8 protein-coding genes are annotated in these 24901 nt (G+C 75.4%); all 8 read left to right on the top strand.

Annotation, left to right across the window (positions count from 1 at the left end; all coding sequences use genetic code 11):
* Positions 1 to 33: 33 nt before the first annotated feature.
* The 8 genes from ACTWPT_RS07230 to ACTWPT_RS07195 are packed head-to-tail and all read left to right on the top strand — an operon-like array spanning position 34 to position 24901.
* Complete coding sequence (locus ACTWPT_RS07230; protein ID WP_443176455.1) at positions 34 to 264, top strand: MbtH family protein; 231 nt, start codon at positions 34 to 36, stop codon at positions 262 to 264.
* Positions 265 to 277: 13 nt separating this feature from the next.
* Positions 278 to 1210: an ornithine carbamoyltransferase gene (locus ACTWPT_RS07225; RefSeq protein WP_443176454.1), complete on the top strand. Its 933-nt coding sequence runs from the start codon at positions 278 to 280 to the stop codon at positions 1208 to 1210.
* Positions 1207 to 2499: an MFS transporter gene (locus ACTWPT_RS07220; RefSeq protein WP_443176453.1), complete on the top strand. Its 1293-nt coding sequence runs from the start codon at positions 1207 to 1209 to the stop codon at positions 2497 to 2499. The genes ACTWPT_RS07225 and ACTWPT_RS07220 overlap by 4 nt, the downstream gene beginning before the upstream one ends.
* A gap of 5 nt (positions 2500 to 2504) precedes the next feature.
* Entirely contained in the window at positions 2505 to 14036 is an 11532-nt protein-coding gene (locus ACTWPT_RS07215; RefSeq protein WP_443176452.1) for an amino acid adenylation domain-containing protein, read from the top strand.
* Positions 14033 to 21499 carry an amino acid adenylation domain-containing protein gene (locus tag ACTWPT_RS07210; RefSeq protein WP_443176451.1) on the top strand — a complete coding sequence of 2489 codons (7467 nt, stop codon included), beginning with the start codon at positions 14033 to 14035 and terminating at the stop codon, positions 21497 to 21499. Before ACTWPT_RS07215 ends, ACTWPT_RS07210 begins: the two co-directional genes overlap by 4 nt.
* The gene (locus ACTWPT_RS07205) at positions 21496 to 22566 is read left to right on the top strand and encodes a pyridoxal-phosphate dependent enzyme (protein ID WP_443176450.1); all 1071 of its coding nucleotides are present in this window, start codon (positions 21496 to 21498) and stop codon (positions 22564 to 22566) included. Before ACTWPT_RS07210 ends, ACTWPT_RS07205 begins: the two co-directional genes overlap by 4 nt.
* Positions 22563 to 23369, top strand: a complete 807-nt coding sequence (locus tag ACTWPT_RS07200; RefSeq protein WP_443176449.1) for a 4'-phosphopantetheinyl transferase family protein — start codon at positions 22563 to 22565, stop codon at positions 23367 to 23369. Before ACTWPT_RS07205 ends, ACTWPT_RS07200 begins: the two co-directional genes overlap by 4 nt.
* The gene (locus ACTWPT_RS07195; RefSeq protein WP_443176448.1) at positions 23366 to 24901 is read left to right on the top strand and encodes a tryptophan halogenase family protein; all 1536 of its coding nucleotides are present in this window, start codon (positions 23366 to 23368) and stop codon (positions 24899 to 24901) included. Before ACTWPT_RS07200 ends, ACTWPT_RS07195 begins: the two co-directional genes overlap by 4 nt.

Below are 24901 nucleotides of genomic sequence, written 5' to 3'. Positions count from 1 at the left end.
CCCCAACCCGACAGAACCGATGGGAGCACGATCATGAGCAATGACGAGATCGACGGCCGCACGTACCGCGTTGTGCTGAACGACGAGGAACAGTACTCGATCTGGCCCGCCGGCAAGGAGCTGCCCGCCGGCTGGTACGCCGAGGGCGTCGAGGGCACCCGCGACGTGTGCCTGGCCCACATCGGCCAGGTGTGGACCGACATGCGCCCCAAGAGCCTGCGCGAGCGCATGGCGGCGGCTGCCGCCGGCGACGCGGTCGCGTGAGGAGGCCGCCGCCATGTCCGCCAGGCACCTGATCTCCATGGCCGGCCTCGACTCCGGCGACGTGCGCCGGATCGTCGAGCGCGGCGCGTGGTACGGCTCCGGGCACCACCGCTGCGACCGGCCGCTGGCCGGCCGCACGGTCGGCGTCTACTTCCGCCGCACCTCCACCAGGACCCGCACCGCCTTCTCCCGCGCCGCGCAGCTGCTCGGCGCCGACATCATCGCTTACGGCCCCGCCGACCTGCAGGAGAACACCGGCGAGTCGGTGGCCGACACCACCCGCGTGCTGTCCGGCATGCTCGACGCCCTGGTCGCCAGGACCGCCGGCAGCGACTCGGAGATGCGCGCGTTCGCCGCCCAGGACCGGATGGCCGTGATCAACGCCATGAGCGCCGGCGAGCACCCCACCCAGGCGCTCGCCGACCTGGCCACCATCCACCGCCGCTTCGGCAGCGTGGACGGGCTGCGGCTGACGTACATCGGTGAGGGCAACAACACCGCCGCCGCGCTCGCCCTAGCGCTCGCCCACTACGACGCCGTCGAGCTGCACCTACGCACCCCGCCGGGCTACGGCGTGGACCCCGCGGTGCTGGCGGCGGCCCGGCGCGGCATCGAGGCCCGCGGCGGTTTCCTCGCCGTCGAGCACGACATGACCACGCCGATGAAGCCGTGCGACATCGTCTACACCACCCGCTGGCAGACCACCGGCACCACCAAGCCCGATCCTGACTGGCGCACCGTGTTCGCGCCGTTCCGGGTGACGGCCGAGGTGATGGCCGCCCACCCGCAGGGGATCTTCATGCACGATCTGCCCGCCCACCGCGGCGAGGAGGTCGACGCCGAGGTGCTCGACGGGCCCGACAGCATCGCGTTCGAGCAGGCCGAGGGGAAGCTGGCCGGCGCGCTGGCGGCGCTCGAATGGTGTCTGCTGGGACCGGACCGGTGAGCGCCGCCCCGTTGCGCGGCAACCGCTCCTACCGGCTGCTCTGGATCGGCGGCGCCGCCTCCGCGCTCGGCTCGCACGCCTCGGCCATCGCCATGCCGCTGCTCGTGCTGGCCCTCGGCGGCTCCGCCACCGAAGCGGGCGTCGTCGGGTTCGCCGCCGGGCTGCCGTACCTGCTGGCGCAGCTGCCCGCCGGCGTCCTGGTGGACCGGCTCGATCGGCGGGCCGTGATGATCTTCTGCGACGTGGGCCGGTTCCTGGCGCTGGGCAGCGTCGTGCTCGCGCTCGCCGCCGGCCGACCGCCCCTGGCCCAGCTCGTCGCGGTGGCGTTCGTCGAAGGCGTGCTCACCGTCGGCCACCAGCTCGCCGAGCAGGCCGCTGTCCGGCACGTCGTGACCGAGGAGCAGCTGCCCGAGGCGCTGTCGGCCAACGAGGCCCGGGTCCGCGGCGCGCTGCTGCTCGGCCAGCCCGTCGGCGGCGCGCTGTTCGGGCTCGCGCGGTGGCTGCCGTTCGCGTTCGACCTGGTCACGTACCTGGTCTCGATCGCGACGTCGCTGGCGTTGCGCGGCAACTTCCGCGCCGCCCCCGCCGGACCGCCCGCGGGGTCGCCGGAGGGGGCGCCCGCGCCGAACCCGCTGGCCGAGCTGCGTGCCGGGATCGCCTGGCTGTGGCAGCAGCCGTTCCTGCGCTCGGCCGTGCTCGCCATCGCCGCCAGCAACCTGCTCTTCCAGAGCCTCAGCCTGATCGTCATCGTGGCCGCCACCGGCGACGGGGCCTCACCCGGCGCGATCGGGCTGCTGTTCTTCGGCGCGGGCGTCGGGGGCGTCGCCGGCTCCCTCGCCGCCTCCAAGATCACCCGTCTGCTGTCCATGAAAGCCGTCGTCATCGGCGCGAACTGGCTGTGGGCCGCCCTCATGCCACTCATCGCCGTCGTCGACGGGCCGCTCGCGCTCGGGCTGGCGTTCGGCGTGCTGTGCTTCGTCGGGCCCGTGTGGAACGTCGCCGTCGCCGCTTACCAGCTGCGGATCACGCCGGAGCACCTGCTCGGCCGGGTCGGCAGCGCCATAGGGACGCTCGCCTTCGGCGTGCTGCCCCTGGGGTCGCTGCTGGCCGGATGGCTGCTCGACGGCATCGGCGTCACCGGCGCCGCGCTCACCCTCGCGGGCGTCATGGCCGCCGTCGCGGCCGTCGTCACCCTCACCCCCGCCATTCGCCGGGCCCCCGACCTGGACTCCGGCCCGGAACCCGTTCCCGACCGCTCGCTGCAGCCGAGCGCTGACCTCGAGAGGTAAGACATATGCAACCCCGACGTTTCGTCGCCCTGCCCGAGCTGGTGCAGGCGCAGGCACGGCGCACGCCCGGCGCGGTCGCCCTGCAGCATGAGGGCACGCTGCTCGACTACACCACCCTGGACCTGCGGGTCTCCCGCATGACCGCCCGGTTGCGCGCCGCCGGGGTCGGGCGCGGCGACTTCGTCGGGGTCCTGCTGGAGCGGGGCGCAGACCTGGTCGTGGCGCTGCTGGCGGTGCACCGGGCGGGGGCGGCGTACGTGCCGTTCGACCCGTCGCACCCGTCGGCCCGGATCAGCCGGATCGCCGCCGACGCGGGGTTGCGGCTGCTGGTGACCACTCGCGCGCACGAGAACCTGGGGCTGCCGTCCCTCTACACCGACGACCCCATGGTCGACGCCGCCCTCCACGTCGCGGATCGCGACGTGGAGGCGGTCGCCCTCGACCCGCAGGACATCGCCTACCTGCTCTACACCTCCGGCTCCACCGGCGAGCCCAAGGGCGTCCTGGTCACGCACGGCGCCGTCGCCGACCTCATGGCCTCGATGCTGACGTGGCCAGGACTGACCGCGTCCGACGTGCTGCCCGCCGTCACCACCGCGTGCTTCGACATCTCCGTGGCTGAGCTGTTCCTGCCGCTCGTCGCGGGCGCGCGGGTGGTGATCGGCAGTGCCGAGCAGGCCCGCGACCCGCGGTTGCTCGGCGAGCTGCTGGACGCCGTCGGGGCCACCCACCTGCAGGCCACGCCGACGAGCTGGCGGATGCTGCTGGACTCCGGCTGGCGGCCGCCGCCCGGGTTCACCGCCTGGTCCGGCGGCGAGAAGCTGGACGCCGACTTGGCCGACCGGCTGCGGGAGTCGTGCGCGGCCGTCTGGAACTTGTACGGCCCCACGGAGACCACCGTCTACTCGGCCGGCGGCCGCATGCCCGTCGGCCCCGCGGACCTGCCGCACGACTTCGCCGCCTTCGCCGCGACGAGCCTGCACGTGCTGGACGACGACCTGGATCCGGCCGATGAGGGAGAGCTGTACATCGGCGGCGACGGGCTGGCTCGCGGTTACCTCGGGCGGCCTGCGCTGACCGCGGAGCGGTTCGTGCCCGACCCGCACGTGCCCGGAGCGCGGCTGTACCGGTCGGGCGACGTGGCCCGGCGCACTGCCGACGGGCGGCTGGAGATCCTCGGCCGGACCGACCACCAGGTGAAGATCCGCGGGCATCGGGTCGAGCCGGGCGAGATCGAGGCCGCCCTGCGGGCCCACCCCGGGGTCCGGGCGTGCGCCGTGCACCCGTTCGGGACGCCGGCCCGGCTGGCCGCGTACGTGGTGGGCCGGTCCGGGCAGGCTCCGCCGGCCGACGAGCTGCGGACGCACCTGGCGGCGATGCTGCCCGCGTACCTGATCCCGGCCGCGTTCGTCGCTCTGCCCGAGCTGCCCGTGTCGGCAAGCGGGAAGGTGGACCGGGCCGCCCTGCCCGCGCCCGGCGCAGACCGGGGCGCGCCGCCGTACGCCCCGCCGGTCACCGCGACCGAGAAGCTGGTCGCCGCGACCTGGCAGGACGTCCTCGGTGTCGAGCGGGTAGGGCGGGACGACGGGTTCCTGGCGCGTGGCGGGGACTCGCTGGCCGCCGCCAAGGCGATCGTCCGCGCCTCCCGGCACGCGGGGGTGCGGGTGCCGCTGCGCGCCCTGTTCGAGGCGGGCACGGTCCGCGCGTTCGCCGCCTGGCTTGACGAGGCCGCGGCCGCCGCCGCACTCGCTCCCGCCCCCATCGGCGCCGTCCCGGAGTCCGGCGGCGGGGTCGCCGAGAAGGGTGTCGCAGGGCGGTGGGCGCCCGTGCCGGCTGGGGAGCGGGCGCCGCTGTCGTCCTCGCAGCTGCGGCTGTGGCTGCTGGACCAGATGGGTGACGGCGGCGACGCCTACCACGTGCCGCTGGTGCTCCGCCTGACCGGCCGCCTCGACCACGACGCCCTGGTGGCCGCCGTGCGCCGGCTCGCAGAGCGCCACGAGTCGCTGCGCTCCCGCTACGCCTGGGACGGCGGCGAGCCCGTCCAGGAGGTCATGTCCGCCGAGGCCGTCACCGTCACGGTCGCCCGGCTCCCCGCCGGCCGCGACGCCGAAACCGAGACCCGCGCATGGCTACGGCGGCTGGTGAGTGCCGGCTTCGACCTCGAACACGCCGCCCCCTGCCGTGTCGGCCTGCTCCAGATCACCCCGGACGAGCACCTGCTCGCCCTGGTCGCCCACCACATCGCGATCGACGGCTGGTCGCTGGAGGTGCTCCAGCGGGACCTGGCCGACCTCTACAAGACCATGTCGGCGGGCGCCGAACCCGGTCCCGCGGCCCCTGCCGCCCGCTACGCCGACCACGTGGTCCGGCAGCGCGACCGGGCCGACGACGCAGCCCACCTGGCGTACTGGCGCGACCGGCTGGCCGGGCTGGCGCCGCTCGACCTGCCTGCCGACCGGCCCCGCCCGCCCGTGTGGTCCGCGGCGGGCGCGGCGCTGCGGTTCGAGGTGGCCGCCCCGCTGCGCGCCGCCGTCACCAAGCTGGCCGCCCGGCACGGCGCCACTCCGTTCATGGCGCTGCTGGCCGCCTTTCAGGTGCTCCTCGGCCGGTACGCCGGCACCGGCGACGTCGCCGTGGGCACGGTGCTCGCCGGGCGGCCCGGGCCGGAGTTCGACGAGGTCGTCGGCCTGTTCGTGAACACCGTGGTGATGCGGGCCGACCTGTCCGGCCGCCCGGCGTTCGCCGAGCTGCTCGCCCGCACCCGACGTGACCTGCTGCACGCACACGAGCACCAGGACCTGCCGTTCGAGCGCCTCGTCCAGGAGCTCGAACCCCGCCGCGACCCGTCTCGAAACCCGCTCTTCCAAGTGATGTTCGCGTTCCAAAACCCCGACGGCGACGACCCCGACTGGGGCGGCGGCCTGCGGGTGCGCCGCGAGCCGCGGCCCGCAGGCGGCTCCACCACGTTCGACCTGACGCTCTCGGTCAGCGACGGCGCGGACGGTGGCTGGTCCGGCTACCTGGAGTACAGCACCGCGCTGTTCGACGAGGCGACCGCCGCCCGGCTGGCCGCCCACTACCGCACCCTGCTCGCCTCTGCCGCCGCCGACCCGTCGGCGCCCGTGGCCGAGCTGCCGGTGTTCGACGGCGCCGCCGCCGTCGAGGGGCCGGCCGGCGTGCCCGCCCCCGGCGCCCTGCCGGACCTGGTGGATGCCCGCTCGCCCGGCGACCCCGCCGTCACCTGTGGCGCCGAGCGGATGACGTACGGCGAGCTGGCCGCGGCGAGTGACCGGCTGGCCCGCCACCTCGTCGCGGCCGGCGCGGCGCCCGGCGACCTGGTCGCGGTGCGGTTGCCCCGCGGCGTGCCGCTGTTGGTGTCGATCCTGGCCGTGGCCAAGGCCGGCGGCCACTACCTGGCCGTGGACCCGGACCACCCGCGCGAGCGGGTCGCCGCGATGCTCGCCGACGCTCGCCCCCGTCTGCTCGTCACCGCCGGGCTGCTGGACGGGGTGCGGCTGAACGACGTGCGGGTGGACGGGGTGCCGGTGGTGCGGCTGGACGACGAGGCCGGCGCCATCGCCGCCCGCCCCGCCGGCCGACCGGCCGTGCCCGTGACGCCCGCCGACCCGCTCGCCCTCGTCTACACCTCCGGCTCCACCGGCACCCCCAAGGGCGTCGTCCTCACCCACGCCAACGTGCTCAGCGCCGTCACCGGCCGCCGCGCCTACGCCGAGCCGCCGCGCCGGCTGCTGCTGCCTGTGTCGCCGACGTTCGACGTGTTCCTGTCCTTCGCGGCCTGGACCCTCTGCTCCGGCGGCGAGCTGGTGCTGCCGCCGCCCGGCCCCCGCGCCGACCTGGACGAGCTGGCCCGCCTGGCCCGCGAGCACCGACCCAGCCACCTGGTCGGCGGCCCGCACCTGGTCAGGGCGCTGCTCGAACACGACTCCGCCGCCCTCGCCGCGATCTCCACGGTCGTCACCGGCGGCGAGTCCTGCCCGGTCGCACTGCTCGACGAGCTGGCCCGCCGCGCCCCAGGCCTGACGCTGGTCAACGAGTACGGCCCCACCGAGGCGTCCTGGGGCAGCTACTTCGACACCGCCGCCGGCCCGGTGCCGGTGGGCCGGGCCGCGCTGCCCATCGGCGCGCCCCCGGCCGGCTACCGCATCCACCTGTGGGACGACGGCGGCTCCCCGGTGCCCCTCGGCGCGGCTGGCGAGATCGTCATCGGCGGCCCCGGCGTCGCCCAGGGCTACCACGGGCGGCCCGCGCTGACCGCCGCGAGGTTCGTGCCCGACCCGTCCGGGCCGCCGGGCGCCCGCGCCTACCGCACCGGCGACCACGCCCGCCTCGACTCCGGCGGGCAACTGCAGTTCCTCGGCCGCGCCGACGGCCAGGTGAAGATCCGCGGCCACCGCGTCGAGCTGGGCGAGATCGAGGCCGTGCTGTCCGGCCACCCGGACGTCGCCCAGGCCGCCGCCCGCCTCGACGCGGCCGGCCGGCTGGCCGGGTACCTGGTGCCGGTCCCCGGCCGGGCTGCGCCCGACGCCGCCCGGCTGCGCGCCTACCTCGCAGAACGGCTGCCCGAGCACATGATCCCGGCCGGGTACGTGCCGGTGCCCGAGCTGCCCGTCACCCCGCACGGCAAGGTGGACCGCGCCGCGCTGCCCGAGCCCGGCGACGGCGCCCTCGCGCCCGCCAGGACCGGCACGCCGCCGCGCACGCCGATCGAGGAGCTGGTCGCGGAGGTGTTCGCGGCCGTGCTCGGGCTGCCCGGGTGCTGCGCCGAGGACTCCTTCTTCGACCTGGACGGCAACTCCCTGACCGCCGCCCGGGCCGTCGCCAAGGTCCGCGCCCGGCTGCCCGTCACCGTGGGGGTGCGGGACCTGTTCGCGGCGCCGACCGTGGCCGGGTTCGCCGAGCTGCTCGGAGCCCGGATGTTCGAGGCGCTGACCGCGCGGGGGGCCGAGGCCGCGGAGCCGCCCGCCGCCGATCCCGCCGCCTCTGATGTCCCCGCCATCAGGCGTCAGGACGCCCCGCTGTCGTACGCGCAGGAACGGCTGTGGCTGCTCGACCGGATGTTTCCGGGCGGCGCCGACTACGTGGCTCCGGTCGCGTGGCGGCTGCGCGGCCGGCTCGACCCCGCCGCGCTACGCCATGCCCTCGACGGGCTGGTCGCCCGGCACGACGTGCTCCGCACCCGGTACGAGCTGCGCGACGGCGAGCCGCGCCAGGTCGTCGACCCGGTGACGGCGCTGCCCCTGACCCGCCACGACCTGACCCGCCCCGGCCCATCCTCCTGCGACACCGCTCCCCACGACCCGGGCGGCGGCCGGCGGCTGGAGGCGTTGCTCGCCGAAGAGGCCGCGCGCGGGTTCGACCTGGCCAGGGACTGGCCGCTGCGGGCCACGCTGGTGCGGCTCGGCCCCGACGACCACGTGCTGCTGCTCACGGTCCACCACATTGCCTGCGACGCCTGGTCGCTCACCCTGATCGCCGACGAGCTGGACACCCGCTACCGGGCCGCCGCCGCCGGACGCGCGCCGGACCTGCCGCCGCTGTCCGCCCAGTACGCCGACCACGCCGCCGGCCAGCGCGGGCAGCCCGACGACGCCGAGGCGCTGCGGTACTGGCGCGACCGGCTGGCCGGGCTGCGCGACCTCCCCATGCCCGCCGACCGGCCCCGCCCGCCGGTGCGCGACCGTCGCGGCCGCACCCTCGGCTTCCGCCTCCCCGGCGACCTGGCCGGCCGGGTCAGGGCGCTGGCCCGCGAGCGTGGCGCCACCCCGTACATGGTGCTGCTGGCCGCGTTCCACCTGCTGCTGGGCCGCTACTGCGGGCAGGACGACACCGTCGTCGGCACGCCCGTCGCCCGGCGCGACACGCCGCACGAGGAGACCATGATCGGGTTCTTCGTCGACACGGTCGTGCTGCGCGGCGACCTGGCCGGCGCGCGGGCGTTCGGCGAACTGCTCGACCGGGTCCGCGACGACGTGCTCGGCGCGTTCGCCTACCAGGCGCTGCCGTTCGAGCGGCTGGTGCAGGAGCTCGCCCCCGAGCGCGACGCGTCACGCAACCCGCTCTTCCAGGTGATGTTCTCCTACCAGAACGCCCGCGCGGCCACTCCGCGGCTCGGCGCCCTGGACGTCTCCGAGGTGCCCGTCGCGCCGCGGACCGCGAAGTTCGACCTGACCCTGGAGATCGCCGAGGGCCGCGACGGGAGCCTGACCGGAAGCCTCGAGTACGCGACCGGGCTGTTCGACCGGGCCACCATCGAGGCGTTCGCCGAGCGGTACGTGTCCGTGCTCGGCCAGGTCCTCGACGACTCCGGCCGGCCGTTGGACGCCGTCGACCTCCTCACCCAGGCCGAACGCCACGACCTGATCATCGGCTGGAACGCCACCGCCGCCGACCGGCCCGGCCTGCCGCTGCACGGCCTCTTCGAGCGGCAGGCGGCGGCCACGCCCGGCGCGACCGCCCTGATCGACGGGACGCGCACGGTCACCTACGCTGAGCTGGACGCTGCGGCCGGTGCCCTGGCTGGGCGGTTGCGAGCCGCCGGGATCGGAGCGGAGAGCCTCGTCGCGGTCGCGCTGCCGCGTGGTGCGGCGCTGGTGGTGACGCTGCTGGGGGTGCTGAAGGCGGGGGCGGCGTACGTGCCGCTGGACCCCGGGCACCCGGCGGAACGGCTGGCCGCGGTGCTGCGCGAGTCGCGGGCGGCGGCGATCGTCACGGACAGCGACCTCGCCGCACGGCTCGCCACCCTGCCACAGCTGGTCATCCCGCCGCCGACCCTGCGCGCCCGGCCCGTCCCCGATGCCCCGCCCGCTCTTGACCCTGCGCCCGGCGCGCCCCAGGTCGATCTCGATGCGCCCGCATACGCGATCTTCACGTCCGGTTCGACCGGGACGCCCAAGGGCGTGGTCATCACCCATCGCGGCATCGTCAACCGCGTCCTGTGGACCGTCCGCCGGCACGCGCTGACCGCGGCCGACCGGGTCCTGCAGAAGACCACGATCGCATTCGACGCGGCCGGCTGGGAGATCTTCGCCCCGCTGGCCGTCGGCGGCACCGTCGTGCTCGCCTCCCCGGGCGCCGAACGCGACCCCGCGCTGATCGTCGCCGACGCCGCCGCCCACGGCGTGACCGTGCTCCAGGCCGTCCCGTCGATGCTTGGCCTGCTGGCCGAGGAGCCCGCCCTGTCCGGCTGCGCGGCCCTGCGACTGGTGTTCTCCGCCGGCGAGCCGCTGACCGCCGACCTGTGCGCGCGGCTGGTCGCCCGGGTGCCCGCCGAACTGCACAACACGTACGGGCCGACGGAGTGCTCCATCGACGTGACCGCCTGGGCGTACCGGCCGGGCGTCACCACGGGCGGCCACCTGTCCGGCAAGGGGACCGTGCCCATCGGCAGCCCGATCGACAATACGGCGATCCGCGTCCTCGACGCGGAGTTCCGGCCGGTGCCGGTCGGCGTGCCCGGCGAGCTGTGCGTCGCCGGGGACGGCCTGGCCCGCGGCTACCTGCACAACCCCGCCCAGACGGCCGCCCGGTTCGTGCCCGACCCGTACGGCCCGCCGGGCGGCCGCGTGTACCGCACCGGCGACCTGGCCCGCTGGCGGGCCGACGGCGCGATCGACTTCCTCGGCCGCCTCGACCACCAGGTCAAGGTACGTGGCGTGCGCGTCGAGCCGGGCGAGGTCGAGGCCGTCCTGGCCGCCCACCCCGACGTGACCGCCGCGGCCGTCACCGCCGGGGCCGACAGGCACGGCGACACCCGCCTCATCGCGTATGTGCTGCCGGCCAGCCGCGCCGACCTATCCGTGGACAAGCTCCGGCTGCACCTGTTGGACCGGCTGCCCGAGCCGATGGTGCCCGACGCCGTCGTGGTCCTGGACCGCTTCCCGTACACGCCGAGCGGCAAGCTGGACCGGGCCGCGCTGCCCGCGCCGGACACCGCGCTGTTCGTCCCGCGCGGCGGCGAGTACGTGGCGCCGCGCGACCCGGCCGAGGAGGTGATCGCCTCGGTGTTCGCCGACGTGCTCGGGGTGGAGCGGGTCGGCGTGCACGACAGCTTCTTCGCCGCCGGGGGCAACTCGATGCTCGCCATGCGGGCGGTGTCGCGGCTGCGGGAGACGTTCCCGGTGCCGGTGACGATGGGGACGCTGCTGGACGCGCGGACGGTGGCCGAGCTGGCCAGGCGGCTGTCGGCCGCTCAGCCCGAGCCGCCCGGCCCGCCCGGCCCGACCCCCGCCGCCGCACCGCCGCCCGGCGGCACCACCGGCCCCGTGGAGATCGCCGCGGACGCGACCGCCGGGCCCGCCGCCGGCATCGCCGGGACAGTCAGCGAGCCCGCGCCCCTGTCCGCCGCGCAGCGCCGCATGTGGCTGATGTATGCGATGGACCCCGCCGGCACCGAGTACCTGGCCCCGATCGCGCTCCGCCTGCGCGGCGCGCTCGACGAGGCCGCCCTGCTGGCCGCCGTCGAGTCCGTACGCGACCGGCACGCCGTCCTGCGCACCCGGTATGAGGCCGCGGACGGCGAGACCCGCCAGGTCGTCGACCCGCCCGCCCCGCTCAAGCCGTACCGCGTGGATCTGTCCGGCCGCCCGGACCCCGAGCGGCAGGCTGCGGAGCTGGTCGAGCGGTGGGCCGCCCGGCCGTTCGACCTGGCCGCGGAGGCCCCGCTGCGGGTGGCGCTGGCCAGGGTCGGCGCCGACGACCACGTGCTGCTGCTGCTCACCCACCACATCGCCTGCGACGGCCGTTCCCTCGACGTCATCGCCCGCGAGCTCGGCGACGCCTACAACGCGTTGCGCGCCGGCGAGCGGCCGGACCTCGAGCCGCTGCCCGTCCAGTACGCCGACTTCGCCACCTGGGAGAACGGCCCCGAGGCCAGCCAGGCCCGCCGCCGGCGGCTGGCCAGATGGCGAGCGGAGCTGGCCGGCGTGCCCGCGCTCGACCTGCCGCTGGACCGCCCCCGGCCGCCGGTGCGCGACCCGCGTGGCGCCGTGCACGCCTTCCGGATCCCGGCTGACGTCGCCCGCCGCGTCCTCGACCTCGGCCGCGAACGGGCCGCCACCCCGTTCATGACCTGGCTGGCGGCATTCCAGGCGCTGCTCGGCCGCTACACCGGCCGCACGTCGTTCCTGGTCGGCGCGCCCGTCGCCGGCCGGGACCTGCGCGCCGTCGAGAACCTCGTCGGCTGCTTCGTCAACACCATGCTCACTCGCGCTGACCTGTCCGGCGAGCCGGACTTCGGCACCCTCGTCGACCGGGCTCGCGAAGGCGTGCTGGCCGCCCTCGACCACCGCGACGTGCCGCTGGAGGATCTCGTGGACGCGCTCGGCGTCGAACGGGACCTGTCCCGGGTGCCGCTGCTCGACGCGATGCTGGCCGTCGAGGACACGGCGCTGACGCCGTACCGGCTGGACGGGCTGGCCGTCGGGCCGTTCCCGGTGGCGCGGCGGGCGGCGATGTGCGACCTGACGCTGACCCTCGGCGAGGGGCGCGACGGGGAGTGGACGGCGGAGTTCGAGTACGCGGCCGCGCTGTTCGAGCCCGGCACCGTGGCCCGGCTGGCCGAGCACTTCCTGCTGCTGCTCGGCGCTTGCGCCGCCGACCCGGCCGCCCGGCCGTCGAACGTGCGGCTGGTGGACGTGGACGAGCCGGACGAGCCGTTCGCCACCCCGCTGGTGGCCGCCGCGGTCGCCGCCTGGGCTCGCCGCACGCCCGGCGCCGTCGCCCTCACTGAGGCGGGCGGCGACGGCGGGACCTACACCTACGCCGAGCTGGACCGGCTGTCGGGACACCTGGCCGCGCGGCTGGTGGCGGCGGGGGTGCGGCCGGGGGAGTGCGTGGCGTCGTGCCTGCCGCGCGGGTCGCTGGTGGCGGTATCGCTGCTCGGCATCCTGCGGGCCGGCGGCGTGTACGTGCCCGTGGACGCCGACTCGCCGCCGGAACGGCTCGCCGCGCTGCTGGCCGACATCGCCCCGGCCGCCCTCGTGACGGACGGCTCCGAGCCCGTGACCGGCCCCGTTCCGGTCGTTGCGGGGGACGCCGAGCCCGTGACCGGCCCGTCCGTGCCGGTCGTGGCGGGGGGCGCCCCGCCCGATGTGACCCTGCCCGAGCTGGACCCGGGCGATCTGGCGTACATGATCTTCACGTCCGGCTCCACCGGCCGCCCCAAGGGCGTGCAGGTCGAGCACGGTTCGTACGCCCAGCACTGCGTCGTCCAGGCCCGCGCCTACGGCCTCGCCCCCGGGGACGCCTTCGCCCTGATGGCGTCCGTGACCTTCGACGCCTCGCTGGACCAGATCGCCGCGACCCTGATGACCGGCGCGACCGTCGTGGTCGCCGACCCCCGCGCCACCCTGCCCGGCGACCTGGCCGACCAGCTCACCCGCAGCCGCGTCACCGTCCTCGACGTCACCCCCGCCTACTACCGCGAGCTGGTCGCCGCGCTGCGCCCCGGCGACGGCCGGCTGGCCGGGCTGCGGCTGATGAGCGTGGGCGGCGACGCCGTCACCTACGCCGACGCGGCGATGTGGGCCGCGACCGGACTGCCCGCCGGCTTCCACACCGGGTACGGGCCCACCGAGGCCACCATCGCCACCACCGCCCACACCGTCACCGACCTCGGCGAGGCCCCCGACGCGCTCGTCCCGCTCGGCCGGCCCCTGCCAGGCACCGGCGCGTACGTCCTGGACGCGAACCTGTCGGCCGTCCCGCACGGCGTCGTCGGCGAGTTGTACATCGGCGGCAGCCGGGTCGCCCGCGGCTACCACCGCGCGCCCGCCCTGACCGCCGCCCGCTTCCTGCCCGACCCATACGCGCCGCTGCCCGGGGCCCGCATGTACGCGTCCGGCGACCTGGTGCGCCGCCGCGCCGACGGGATCATCGAGTTCGTCGGTCGCGCGGACCGGCAGACCAAGATCCGTGGCTTCCGGGTCGAGCCCGGCGAGATCGAGGCCGTCCTGGCCACCTGCCCGGGACTGCGCACCGGCGTCATCGAAGCCAGACGCTCCCCGCTCGGCGACCTGCGACTCGTCGGCTACGTCGTCGCCGAACCCGGCGTCACCCCCGCCGACCTGGCCGCCCACCTCCGCGAACGGCTGCCCGACTACATGGTGCCCGCCGCCTGGGTGGAGCTGCCCGCCCTGCCGCACACCCCGAACGGCAAGGCCGACAGAAAGGCCCTGCCCGACCCCGACTGGAGCCGCCCCCAGCCCGCGAGCCGGTACACACCGCCGCGGACCGAGATGGAGGAGTACGTCGCCGGCGTGTGGGCCGAGGTCCTCGGCCTGGAACGGGTCGGGCGCGACGACGACTTCTTCGTCCTGGGCGGCAACTCGCTGCTCGCCTCGCGGGTGCTGCTGCGCCTGCGCGAGGCGTTCGACCTGCCCTTGTCCCTGCGTCAGATCTTCGAGGCGCGCACCATGGCCGCGCTCGGCGAGCTCCTGGAGAACGCCATCACGGAGGAGATCTCCCACTGGACGCAGGAGCAGACGATGTCCCTGCTCTCCGAAGGAGACCAAGCATGACAACCACGACGCCGCCGGACACCGGGCACCTGGTGCGCCGCTACCTCGACCGGAGCCGGCGCTCCAGGCCCGCGCCCATCGTCGCCCGCACCGATCGCGACCGCCCGCCGCCGCTGTCGGCCGGCCAACGCCGCCTCTGGCTGCTCGACCGGATCCGCCCCGGCGGCACCGAGTACCTGGTCCCGGTGGCACTGCGGCTGCGCGGCCCGCTGGACGCCGCCCGGCTGCGCGCAGCGCTCGACGGCCTGGCCGCCCGCCACGAAATCCTGCGCACCCGGTACGCGGAGTCCGGCGGCGAGCCGTACCAGCTGGTCGACCCGCCCGGCCCGGTGCCGCTGACCAGTGTGGACCTGTCGACGGAGCGGGAGCTGCGGGTGCGCGGCATCGTCGCCGCGGGCGCCCGACGCCCGCGCGCCGCCCTGGACACGCTGCTCGCACAGGAGGGCGAACGGGCCTTCGACCTGGCCGCCGAGTGGCCGCTGCGCGCCACGCTGTTCGCGCTGCCCGGCAGCGAGCACGTGCTGCTGCTGACCGGCCACCACATCGCCGTGGACGGCGTCACCATGGACGTGCTGGTCGATGAGCTGTGCGAGGAGTACGCCGGCGGCGTCCCGGCCGCGTCCGCCTTGCAGTACGCCGACTACACCGACTGGCAGCGGTCGTTCCTGGCCGGTCCGGCCGCCGCCCGCCAGCTCGGCTACTGGAAGCAGCGGCTGGCCGGCGTCGCCCCGCTGGAGCTGCCCGCCGACCGCACCCGCCCCGCCGAGTGGGACGCGGCCGGCGATGTCGTCACCTTCGACGTGCCCGCCGCCGAGGCCGCCGCCGCGCTTGCCGAGGGGGCGCGCCGCTCGGCGACGCCGTTCATGACGCTGCTCGCCGCTTTCTGGGCAGTCCTCGGCCGGTACGCGGGCACGGACGACGTCGCCGTCGGCACCCCTGTCGCCGGCCGGAGCAGGATCGAGTTCGAGCGGCTGCCCGGCTACTTCGCCAACACGCTCGTGCTGCGCGGCGACCTGTCCGGCGAGCCGTCGTTCGGCGATCTGGTCGGCCAGGCGCTGACCGCCGTCACCGACGCCTACGACCACCAGGACGTGCCCTTCGAGCGGATCGTCGAGGAACTGCGCCCCGGCCGCGACTTGGCCGTCAACCCGCTGTTCCAGGCCCTGCTCACCTACCGCGAGGACACGACCGCCGCCCGCGCCGCCGGGCCGTTGACGGTCATCGAGGAGCCGGTCGGCTGGTCGCCCGCCCGCGTGGACGTCGCCCTCGACATCACCCTGCGGCCCGACGGGTCGCTGCGGGGGGCGCTGGTCTATCCGACGGCGCTGTTCACCCGCAGCACCGTCGAAGGGCTGGCCGGTCATCTGGTCACGTTCCTGCGCCGGGCCGGCCGCACCCCCGGCGTGCCCGTCCGCGAGATCGGCCTCACCTCCACGGCCGAACGCGAACGCCTGCTGACCGGCTGGAACGCCACCACCGTGTACCGGCCCGCGCACTGCCTGCCCGACAGGTTCGCCGCCCGCGCCGCCCGAGATCCCGACGCCGTCGCCCTCGTCACCCCCGCAGGGACCATGACGTACGGCGAGCTCGACGCCGCCGCCAACCGGCTCGCCAGGTTGCTGCGCTCGCGCGGCGCTGGGCCCGAGAGCCGGGTCGCCATCTGCCTCGACCGCTCGGCCGACCTGGTCACCGCGCTCCTCGCCACCGTCAAGGCGGGGGCCGCGTACGTGCCGATCGACCCCGAGTACCCGCGCGACCGGATCGCCTACCTGGTCGCCGACTCGGCTGCCCACGTGGTGCTGACCAGCGCCGCGCACGCCCACCTGTGCCCGCCGGACGCCGTCGTCCTCGACGGGCTCGACCTGGGGGCGTTCCCGACGACGCCGCCGCCGGTGCCGCGCGACCCCGACGGCGCCGCGTACGTCATCTACACCTCCGGCTCGACCGGGCGGCCCAAGGGCGTCGTCGTCTCCCACCGGGCCATCGCCAACCGGCTCGACTGGATGCAGGACGCCTACCGGCTGACCCCGGCCGACGCTGTGCTGCAGAAGACGCCGTTCGGGTTCGACGTGTCGGTGTGGGAGTTCTTCTGGCCGCTGGCCGAAGGCGCCCGGCTGGTCGTCGCCGCGCCCGGCGGGCACCGCGACGGGGCGTACCTGCGCGACCTGATCGTCGACGAACAAGTGACCGTCTGCCACTTCGTGCCTTCCATGATGCGGTCGTTCCTGGACGTGCCCGGCATCGGGGCGTGCACCTCGCTGCGGGACGTCATGTGCAGCGGCGAGGCGCTGCCCGCCGACCTGGCCGGCCGCTTCCACGACCTGCTCGGCGCCCGCCTGCACAACCTGTACGGGCCCACCGAGGCGGCCGTGGACGTCACCGCCTGGACGTGCCGGCCCGGGTGGGCCGAGGCGCGGGTGCCGATCGGCGGGCCCATCGACAACATCGCCGTGCACGTCCTGGACGAGGCGATGCAGCCGGCGCCGGTCGGCGTGCCGGGGGAGCTGCACATCGGCGGGGTCGGGCTGGCGCGGGGGTACCTGGGCCGGCCGGAGCTGACGGCCGAGCGGTTCGTGCCGAACCCGTACGGGGCGGGGCGACTCTACCGGACCGGGGACGTCGTGCGGCGGCGGGCCGACGGGACGCTCGACTACCTGGGGCGGCGGGATCACCAGGTGAAGATCCGGGGGCACCGGATCGAGCCGGGGGAGGTCGAGTCGGTGCTGCTGGAGCATCCGGGGGTGAGGGCGGCGGCGGTGATCGTCCGCGAGGAGCGGCTCGTGGCGTACGTGGCCGGTGGCGCGGGGTTGGACGGTCGGGAGGTGCGGGGGTGGCTGGCCGGGAGGTTGCCCGCCTACCTGGTGCCGGCCTTCGTGGTGACGCTGGACGCGCTGCCCGTGTCCGCGCACGGCAAGCTCGATCGCGACGCCCTTCCCGCGCCTCGGGCCGCCGAGGCGGACGACGCCTTCGTGGCGCCCCGCGACCCGGCCGAGCGGGCCGCCGCCGACGCCTGGGCCGCCGCGCTCGACCTGCCCGCCGTCGGCGTCCACGGGAACTTCTTCGAGCTGGGCGGCGACTCCATCCGGGCGCTGCGGGCCATCGGGCTGCTGCGCGAGGCGGGATGGGAGGCGGGCGTGCAGGACGTGTTCCGGCACCAGACCCCCGCCGCCCTGGCCACGGTCATGAGCGCCGGAACGTCGGCGGAACACGTCCCCTCGGCGCCGTTCGCCCACGTCAGTCCCGCCGACCGGGCGATGCTGCCGCTGTGGGCGGTCGACGCGTATCCGCTCACCCAGGTGCAGGCCGGCATGTTGGTCGAGCTCGCCGCCGACGGCGAGCTGAGCCCGTACCACAACGTCACCTCCTACCTGGTACGCGACGATGGGCCGTTCTCGCTCCCGGCCCTGTCCACGGCCGCCGAGACGCTGGCCGACCGGCACGAGGTGCTGCGCACCTCCTTCGACCTGGCGGCGTACTCCGAGCCGATGCAGCTCGTGCACCCCGCCGCTCGCGCGCACATCACCGTCGAGGACCTCACCGCGCTGCCCCCCGACGAGCAGCGGGCCGCCGCGGACGCCGCTCTCGACCGGGAGCGGCGGCAGCCGTTCGACCTGGGGCGCGCACCCCTGTGGCGGCTGTACGCGCAGCGGCTCGACAGGCGGCGGTGGCGGCTCGGGTGGGTGGAGTGCCATCCGATCCTCGACGGCTGGAGCCACAACTCGCTGCTGACCGAGCTGCTGGAGGTGTACCGGGCGGTCCGCGACGGCCGGCCGGTGCCCGAGCCGGCGCCGTGCCCCGTCCGGTTCGCCGACGCCGTCGGGCTGGAACGGGCCGCGCTCGCCTCGGCCGAGCAACGCGACTTCTGGGAGAGCCGGGTACGTGGCTTCGAGCGCCTCCGGCTCCCCGACGCGTGGACCACGGACATCGCCGGCGCGGACGGCCCGGGGTCTTCCGCAGATGATCCGTTTCCCTACGACCTGCGGGTGCCGGTCGGTGAGCTGATGCCGGGGCTGCGGGCGCTGGCGAAGGCCGCCGGGGCGCCGCTCAAGAGCGTGTTCCTGGCCGCGCACGTACGCGTCATGAGCATGGTGACCCCGCAGCGGGCGTTTCGCACCGGGCTCGGAGTGAACGGGCGGCCCGAGGCGGCCGGCGGAGACAGGGCGCGCGGCATGTTCCTGAACGTCGTCCCGTTCGCGACCGGTACCGGCGCGGCCACCTGGCGCGGACTGGTGCGGGACGTGTTCGCGGAGGAGACAGCGCTCTGGCCGCACCGCCGCTTCCCCGCGCCGGAGATGCAGCGGCGGTGGAGCTCGGACGAACCGCTGATCGACGTGCTGTTCAACTACCTCGACTTCCACGTGCTGGACCGGGAAGCGCTCGACCTGGCCGAGACCGACGACCGCAGCGCCACCGACTTCGCCCTGGTGGTCTCCACGGAACCCGGCGCGGTGGTGCTGTCTGTCTCGCCGCGCGCCGTCCGGCCGGAGTGGGGTGAGCGGCTGGCCGCGCTGTACGCGTCGGTGCTCGCCGCGATGGCGGCCGACCCGGACGGGGACGCGCAGACCGACCTCCTCCCGCCGGCCGAACACCGCCTCGCCCTGACCGGCGGGGACGCCGCGCCGGCCCTGCCCGGGCTGTCGATCCACGAGCTCTTCGCGGCCCAGGCGGCCCGGACGCCGGACGCGATCGCCGTCGAGTTCGCGCCGGTCTCAAGCCCGCTGCCCTCCGGCCGCACGGGCCCGTCGTCCACAGCCTGTGGAGGCGAGCCGGAGCGGCTGACCTACGCGGAGCTCGACGCCGCCGCGAACCGCCTGGCGCACCAGCTCGCCAGCCGTGGCGTGCGGCCCGGGGACGTCGTCGGGATCTGCCTGGACCGCTCGCCCCGCCTCATCGTGGCCATCCTGGCCGCACTCAAGTCGGGCGGCGCATACCTTGCCCTGGACGCCACCGACCCGCCCGCCCGGCTCGCCGAACTGCTGGCCGACGCGGCACCCCGTCTCGTCATCACCTCCGCCGGCCTCGCGACCGCCATCTGCCACCCGGACACGATCCTCCTCGACGAGGCCACCGGCGGTGGCCCGGCGGGGCCACCGCTCGCGCCGGTCACGCCGGACGACCTGGCGTACCTCATCTACACCTCGGGCTCAACCGGCCGGCCCAAGGCCGTGGCCGTCCCGCACCGGGGCGTGGTCCGGCTCGTCACGGGCCAGACCTACGCCGGGTTCGGTCCCGGCGAGGTGCAGCTGTTGCACTCGCCGATCACGTTCGACGCCGCCACGTACGAGATCTGGGGCGCGCTGCTGCACGGCGGCCGGCTGGTCGTCGCGCCGCCCGGGCTGCTGGACGCCGGCGAGCTGCGCGAGGTGATCGCCCGGCACGGCGTAACCTGCACGTTCGTCACGCACGGGCTGTTCAAGCTGATGGTGGACGGCGACCTGACCGGCTTGCGCGGCCTGCGCACCCTCATCACCGGCGGCGAGGCCGTTTCCGCCGAACACCTCGAACGCGCCCGCCGCGCCCTCCCGGCCACCCGCCTGGTGAATGGTTACGGACCTACCGAAACCACCACGTACGCCACCTGTCGCCCTCTAGATCCCGGCCGGCCGGTCACCGGGCCCGTCCCCATCGGCCAGGCCATCGCCCACACCACCGTGTACGTCCTCGACCACCTCAGTCGGCCGGTCCCGCTGGGCGTGCCGGGCGAGCTGCACATCGGCGGCCCCGGCGTGGCCCGCGGCTACCTCGGCCGGCCGGCGCTCACCGCCGACCGGTTCGTCCCCGACCCCTACGGCCCCGAACCGGGCGCGCGGCTCTACCGCACCGGCGACCTTGCCCGGCTGCGGCCGGACGGCGGGTTCGACTTCCTGGGGCGGATGGATGACCAGCTCAAGATCCGCGGCCACCGCATCGAGCCGGGCGAGGTCGAGGCGGCCCTGCACCGGTATCCAGGCATCCGCATGGCCGCCGTCGCCGCCCGCGAGATCACTCCGGGCGACCGCCGGCTGGTCGGTTATGTCACGCCGGGCACCATCGACGTGTCACGGCTGCGCGCCCACCTCGGCGGGCTGCTGCCGGCGCACCTCGTGCCCGACCACTTGGTGGCGCTCGACGCGTTCCCGATGACGGCGAGCGGCAAGGTGGACCGCGCCGCTCTGCCTGCCCCCGGAGGTCACCGTCCCGACTTGCGCACCGCGTACGCACCGCCCCGGGACGGGCTGGAACGCGCGGCGGCAGAGGCGTTCGCGGCCGTGCTGGGGGTGGACGCGATCGGCAGGGAGGACGACTTCCTGCAGCTCGGCGGGCACTCGCTGGCAGCCATGCGGGCGGCGGCGCGGCTCGCGGCAGGCGCGGGCGTCCAGGTGACGGCCCGCGACATCATGCTGCACCGCACGATCGCCGCCCTCGCGGCGGCTCTCGCCTCCCTTCCCGGAACGACGGCGGCCTCGGCCTCCTCACCCGGCACGGGCACCGATCCGCAGGCCGCCTTCGGGGCCGGCGTCGGCGCGGACATGGTGCCTCCGACCGGCGCCGCAGACGTGGTGCCTCCGATCGGCGCCGCGGACGTGGTGCCTTCCACCGGGGGCGCGGACGTGATGCCGGGAGTGCCGGGCCGGGCGGCGGTGTGGTTCCGGGCGTCGGGGGAGCGGGCGCCGCTGTTCGCCGTGCATCCGGGCGGCGGCAGCGTGCACTGGTACCGCGAGCTGTCCCTGAGGCTGCCGGGGGACCGTCCGTTCGTGGCGCTCCAGCATCCCGCACTCGTGGACGAGGACGCCGCTGCCACCCCTGTTGGGCGGCTCGCCGAGGCGTACCTGACCGAGGTGCGGGCCGCGCAGCCCGCGGGGCCGTACTGGCTGTTCGGGTGGTGCGGCGGGACCGGGGCCGTGTGGGAGATGGCGGCCCGGCTGCGTGACCTGGGCGAGGAGGTCGAGCTGCTGCTGCTCGACCCGTGCCTGCCCGCCGCGGACGAGCCGCTGCACCTGCAGCTCCTCAGACGTGGTGAAGCACTCCTCGCCGCCCTGGCCACCGGCGACGACGGAGAGATGCGGGCCGAGCTGGCCGAGGTGCTGGCGGCCGTCGTGGACGACAACGACGGGCGGCCGATCACTGAGGAGGATCTGCGCGAAGACTGGGCGCCCCGGCTGCGGCTCTGGCGCGGCATGGCCGAGGCCGCCCAGCTCGACCGGCCCCGGCCCGCCGACGTGCCCGTCGAGATCATGCTCACCGACGACCTGATGGGCGACGGGCACGACGCCAAGGGCGGCCTCACGCACGAGGCGTACCTGCGCGAATGGCGCCGGCTACGCGGCGGGGACGTGCCGGTCGGCCGGTTCCGCCACGGCCACCTGGACGTGATGGCCCCGCCGCACGTGGACGAACTGGCCGCCCACATCGCGCGCTGGCTCGAGCGAGCGGATCAGACGGAACGAGCGCACCGGGTCGGCCGGACAGGGGGAGCCCGATGAGCGCGCCTTCTGCGGTCACCGTTGCCGTCTCCTCCGGGAGGACAGCCGACACGGCGCGGCGCGGGAGCGTGCAGGAGGAGCTGCGGCGGCTCGGGGCCGGTACGCCCCCCACCCCGCTCGTCTGCGTGCGCGCCGACGTGAACGGCCGCCGGGTGACCGTGCGGCTGAAGCTCGAAGGGGCCGGCACCTGGGGCTCCATCAAGGACCGCACCGCCCTCAGCCTGCTGCGTTCGGTCGCCGACCAGCTCGCCGCGCCGGGCGCCGCCCTGGTCGAGTCCACGTCCGGCAACCTCGGCGTCGCCCTCGCGTCCGCGGCCCGCGCGCTCGGGATCCCGTTCACCGCCGTGGTGGACCCCAGCCTGTCGCCCGTGCTGGCCGAACGGCTGGCCGGCCTGGGCGCCGTGTTGTCCGAGGTCACCCGTCGCGACGCCCAGGGCGGCTACCTGTCGGCCCGCCTGGACCGGGTCGCCGAGCTGCGGGCCGCCGACCCCGCCCTGGTCTGGACCGACCAGTACCACAATCCGGCCAACCCGCTGGCCCACTACCAGGGCACCGGCCCCGAGCTGCACAAGCAGGCGCCCGGGTCGACGGACGCGGTGTTCGTGGCCGTGTCCACCGGCGGCACCCTCGCTGGGCTCGGCCGGTACCTGCACGGGCGGCGGCCGAAGGTGCGGGTGATCGGGGTGGACGTGCCGGGGTCCCGGGTGTTCGGCGACCCGGCGGGCACTCGGCTGCTGACCGGTATCGGGGCGTCGCGGCCTTCGGCATTCCTGCGGCCGGGGGACTGGGACGACGTCGTCATCGTGGACGACGCCGATGCCGTCTCCCACTGCCACGCCCTGGCCGACACGACCGGGATCAGGCTCGGCGGCTCGAGCGGGGCCGTGCTCGCCGCCTGCACCCGGTATCTGGCCGAACATCCGGAGATCACCTCCCCGGTCTGCGTCTGCCCGGACTCCGGCGGCAACTACGCGCAGACGCTGTACGCGCCCGCGTGGCTGGCGGACCGCGGCGTCGAGATGACCCGGGACCTGCCCGCTACGTTCCTCCCCGGGGGGCGCACATGAGTGCCGCACCGGTCGAGGACACCCCAGGGGGCCTGACCCGCGCCACCCCACCCGTGCCCGCCGGAGCGCAGGCCTTGCGGCCCGGCGCGCCCGTCGTGAGCGTGTGGTGGGCGCGCGTCGCGGACGCCAGGGACAGCCTCGCCGCGCTGCTCGACCCCGCCGAGCGGGCCAGGTACGAGGAGTACCGGCGCCCGGCCGACCGCGCCAGGTTTCTCACCGCCGCCGCGCTGCTGCGCCTGGTCGTCGGCCGGATGCTCGGCGTGGACCCTGAGCAGGTGCCCTTGGACCGGTCGTGTGACCGGTGCGGCCGCCCGCACGGCCGGCCACGCCTGCCCGCCGGGACCGGCGCCCCTGTCCTGTCGGTCTCGCACGCCGGGGACTGCCTGGTCGTGGCCGTCGGTGTCGGCATCGAGGCGGTCGGCGTGGACGTCGAGGCGATCGACCACGCCCTCGACATCGGCGAACTCGTCGGCATCGCCCTCACCGAGCTGGAGACCCGGACCTTGGACGCGCTCGACCCGCCCAGCCGGCCGTCGGCGTTCCTGCGGCTGTGGACCAGAAAGGAAGCGGTGCTGAAAGCCCTGGGGGCCGGCCTCGACCACGCCCCCGACCAGCTGGACGTGCTCGGCACGGGAGAGCCGGTGCGCGTACGGACCGAACAGGGGGAGGCGACGCTACTGCCCCTCAACCCACCCAGCGGATACCACGCCAGCCTGGCGGTGATCCGCGGCCCGGTGCCGGTCGTCGAGTGCGACGGCACAGGCCTGCTCGCCAGCGGAACCCAGAAGGAGGACATCTTATGATCAGCACAGTAGTCATCGTCGGCGGCGGGACCGCCGGCTGGATGACGGCGACCTACCTGAAGGCCGCGTTCGGTGACCGCGTCGGCGTCACCCTGGTGGAGTCGGCCCGGGTGCCGAGCATCGGCGTCGGCGAGGCCACCTTCAGCACGGTCCGCCACTTCTTCGACTACCTCGGCCTGGACGAGACCGAGTGGATGCCGCGCTGCTCGGCGTCGTACAAGCTGGGCATCAGGTTCGAGGGCTGGCGCGCGCCCGGCCACCACTTCTACCACCCGTTCGAGCGGCTGCCGGTGGCCGACGGGTTCAACCTGGCCGAGTGGTGGCTGCGGCTGGGCGACCCCGCCGAGGGCTTCGACCGGCAGTGCTACATCACGCCGTGGCTGTGTGAGGCCCGCCGCTCGCCGCGCGCCCTCGACGGGTCGCTGTTCGCGTCCGGCCTCGACGGGCCGCTCGGCCGCTCGACGCTGGCCGAGCAGCGTGACCAGTTTCCGTACGCGTACCACTTCGACGCCGACCTGCTTGCCGTGTTCCTCGCGGAGTACGGCAGGGACCGCGGCGTCCGGCACGTCCGCGACGACGTCGTCGGGGCCGGCCAGGACGAGCGCGGCTGGCTCACCTGCGTGCGCACTCGTGAGCACGGAGAGCTGACCGGCGACCTGTTCATCGACTGCACCGGTTTCCGCGGCCTGCTGATCAACAAGACGCTCGGCGAGACGTTCACGTCGTTCCAGGACGTGCTGCCGAACAACCGGGCCGTCTCCCTACGCGTCCCCCGCCGCGACCCCGAGCGGATGAACCCCTATACCACCGCCACCGCCGCGGACGCGGGCTGGATATGGAACATCCCGTTGTTCGAGCGCGACGGCACCGGCTACGTCTACTCCGACGCCCACTGCACCCCCGACGAGGCCGAACGCGCGCTGCGCGACCTGGTCGCCCCCGGCCGAGACGACCTCGAGGCCAACCACATCGCCATCCGGGTCGGCCGCAACGAGCGCTCCTGGGTGCGTAACTGCGTGGCGATCGGCCTGTCCAGCGCCTTCGTCGAGCCGCTGGAGTCGACCGGCATCTTCTTCATCCAGCACGGCATCGAACAGTTGATCAAGTACTTCCCCGACGCCCGCTGGGACCCGGTCGCGCGCGACCGCTACAACGACGCTGTCGCCCACGCGGTGGACGGGGTCAAGGAGTTTCTCTGCCTGCACTACCGGGCCGCCGGCCGCGACGACACCCCGTACTGGAAGGAGGCCGGGACCCGGCCGGTGCCCGACGGGCTGGCCGAGCGGCTCACCGTCGCCCGGTCCATGCTGCTGGACGAGAACGCCGTCTACCCCCGCTACCACGGCTTCGAGACGTACTCGTGGAACACCATGCTCCTCGGCCTCGGCCAGATCCCCGCCGCGCCCCGGGCGGCGCTCGCCCACCTGGACCCGGCGCGGGCACACGCGGAGTTCGCCAGGGTGCGCGAGACCGCGCGGCGGCTGGTGGCGGCGCTGCCGAGCTGCCATGAGTACCTGGCCACGATCAACTGA

The sequence above is a fragment of the Nonomuraea sp. 3N208 genome (genome assembly GCF_052245935.1).
In the GTDB taxonomy this organism is placed as follows: domain Bacteria; phylum Actinomycetota; class Actinomycetes; order Streptosporangiales; family Streptosporangiaceae; genus Nonomuraea.
The sequence above is the reverse complement of the archived record's forward strand: the minus strand, read 5'-3'. Positions and strand labels throughout refer to the sequence as shown.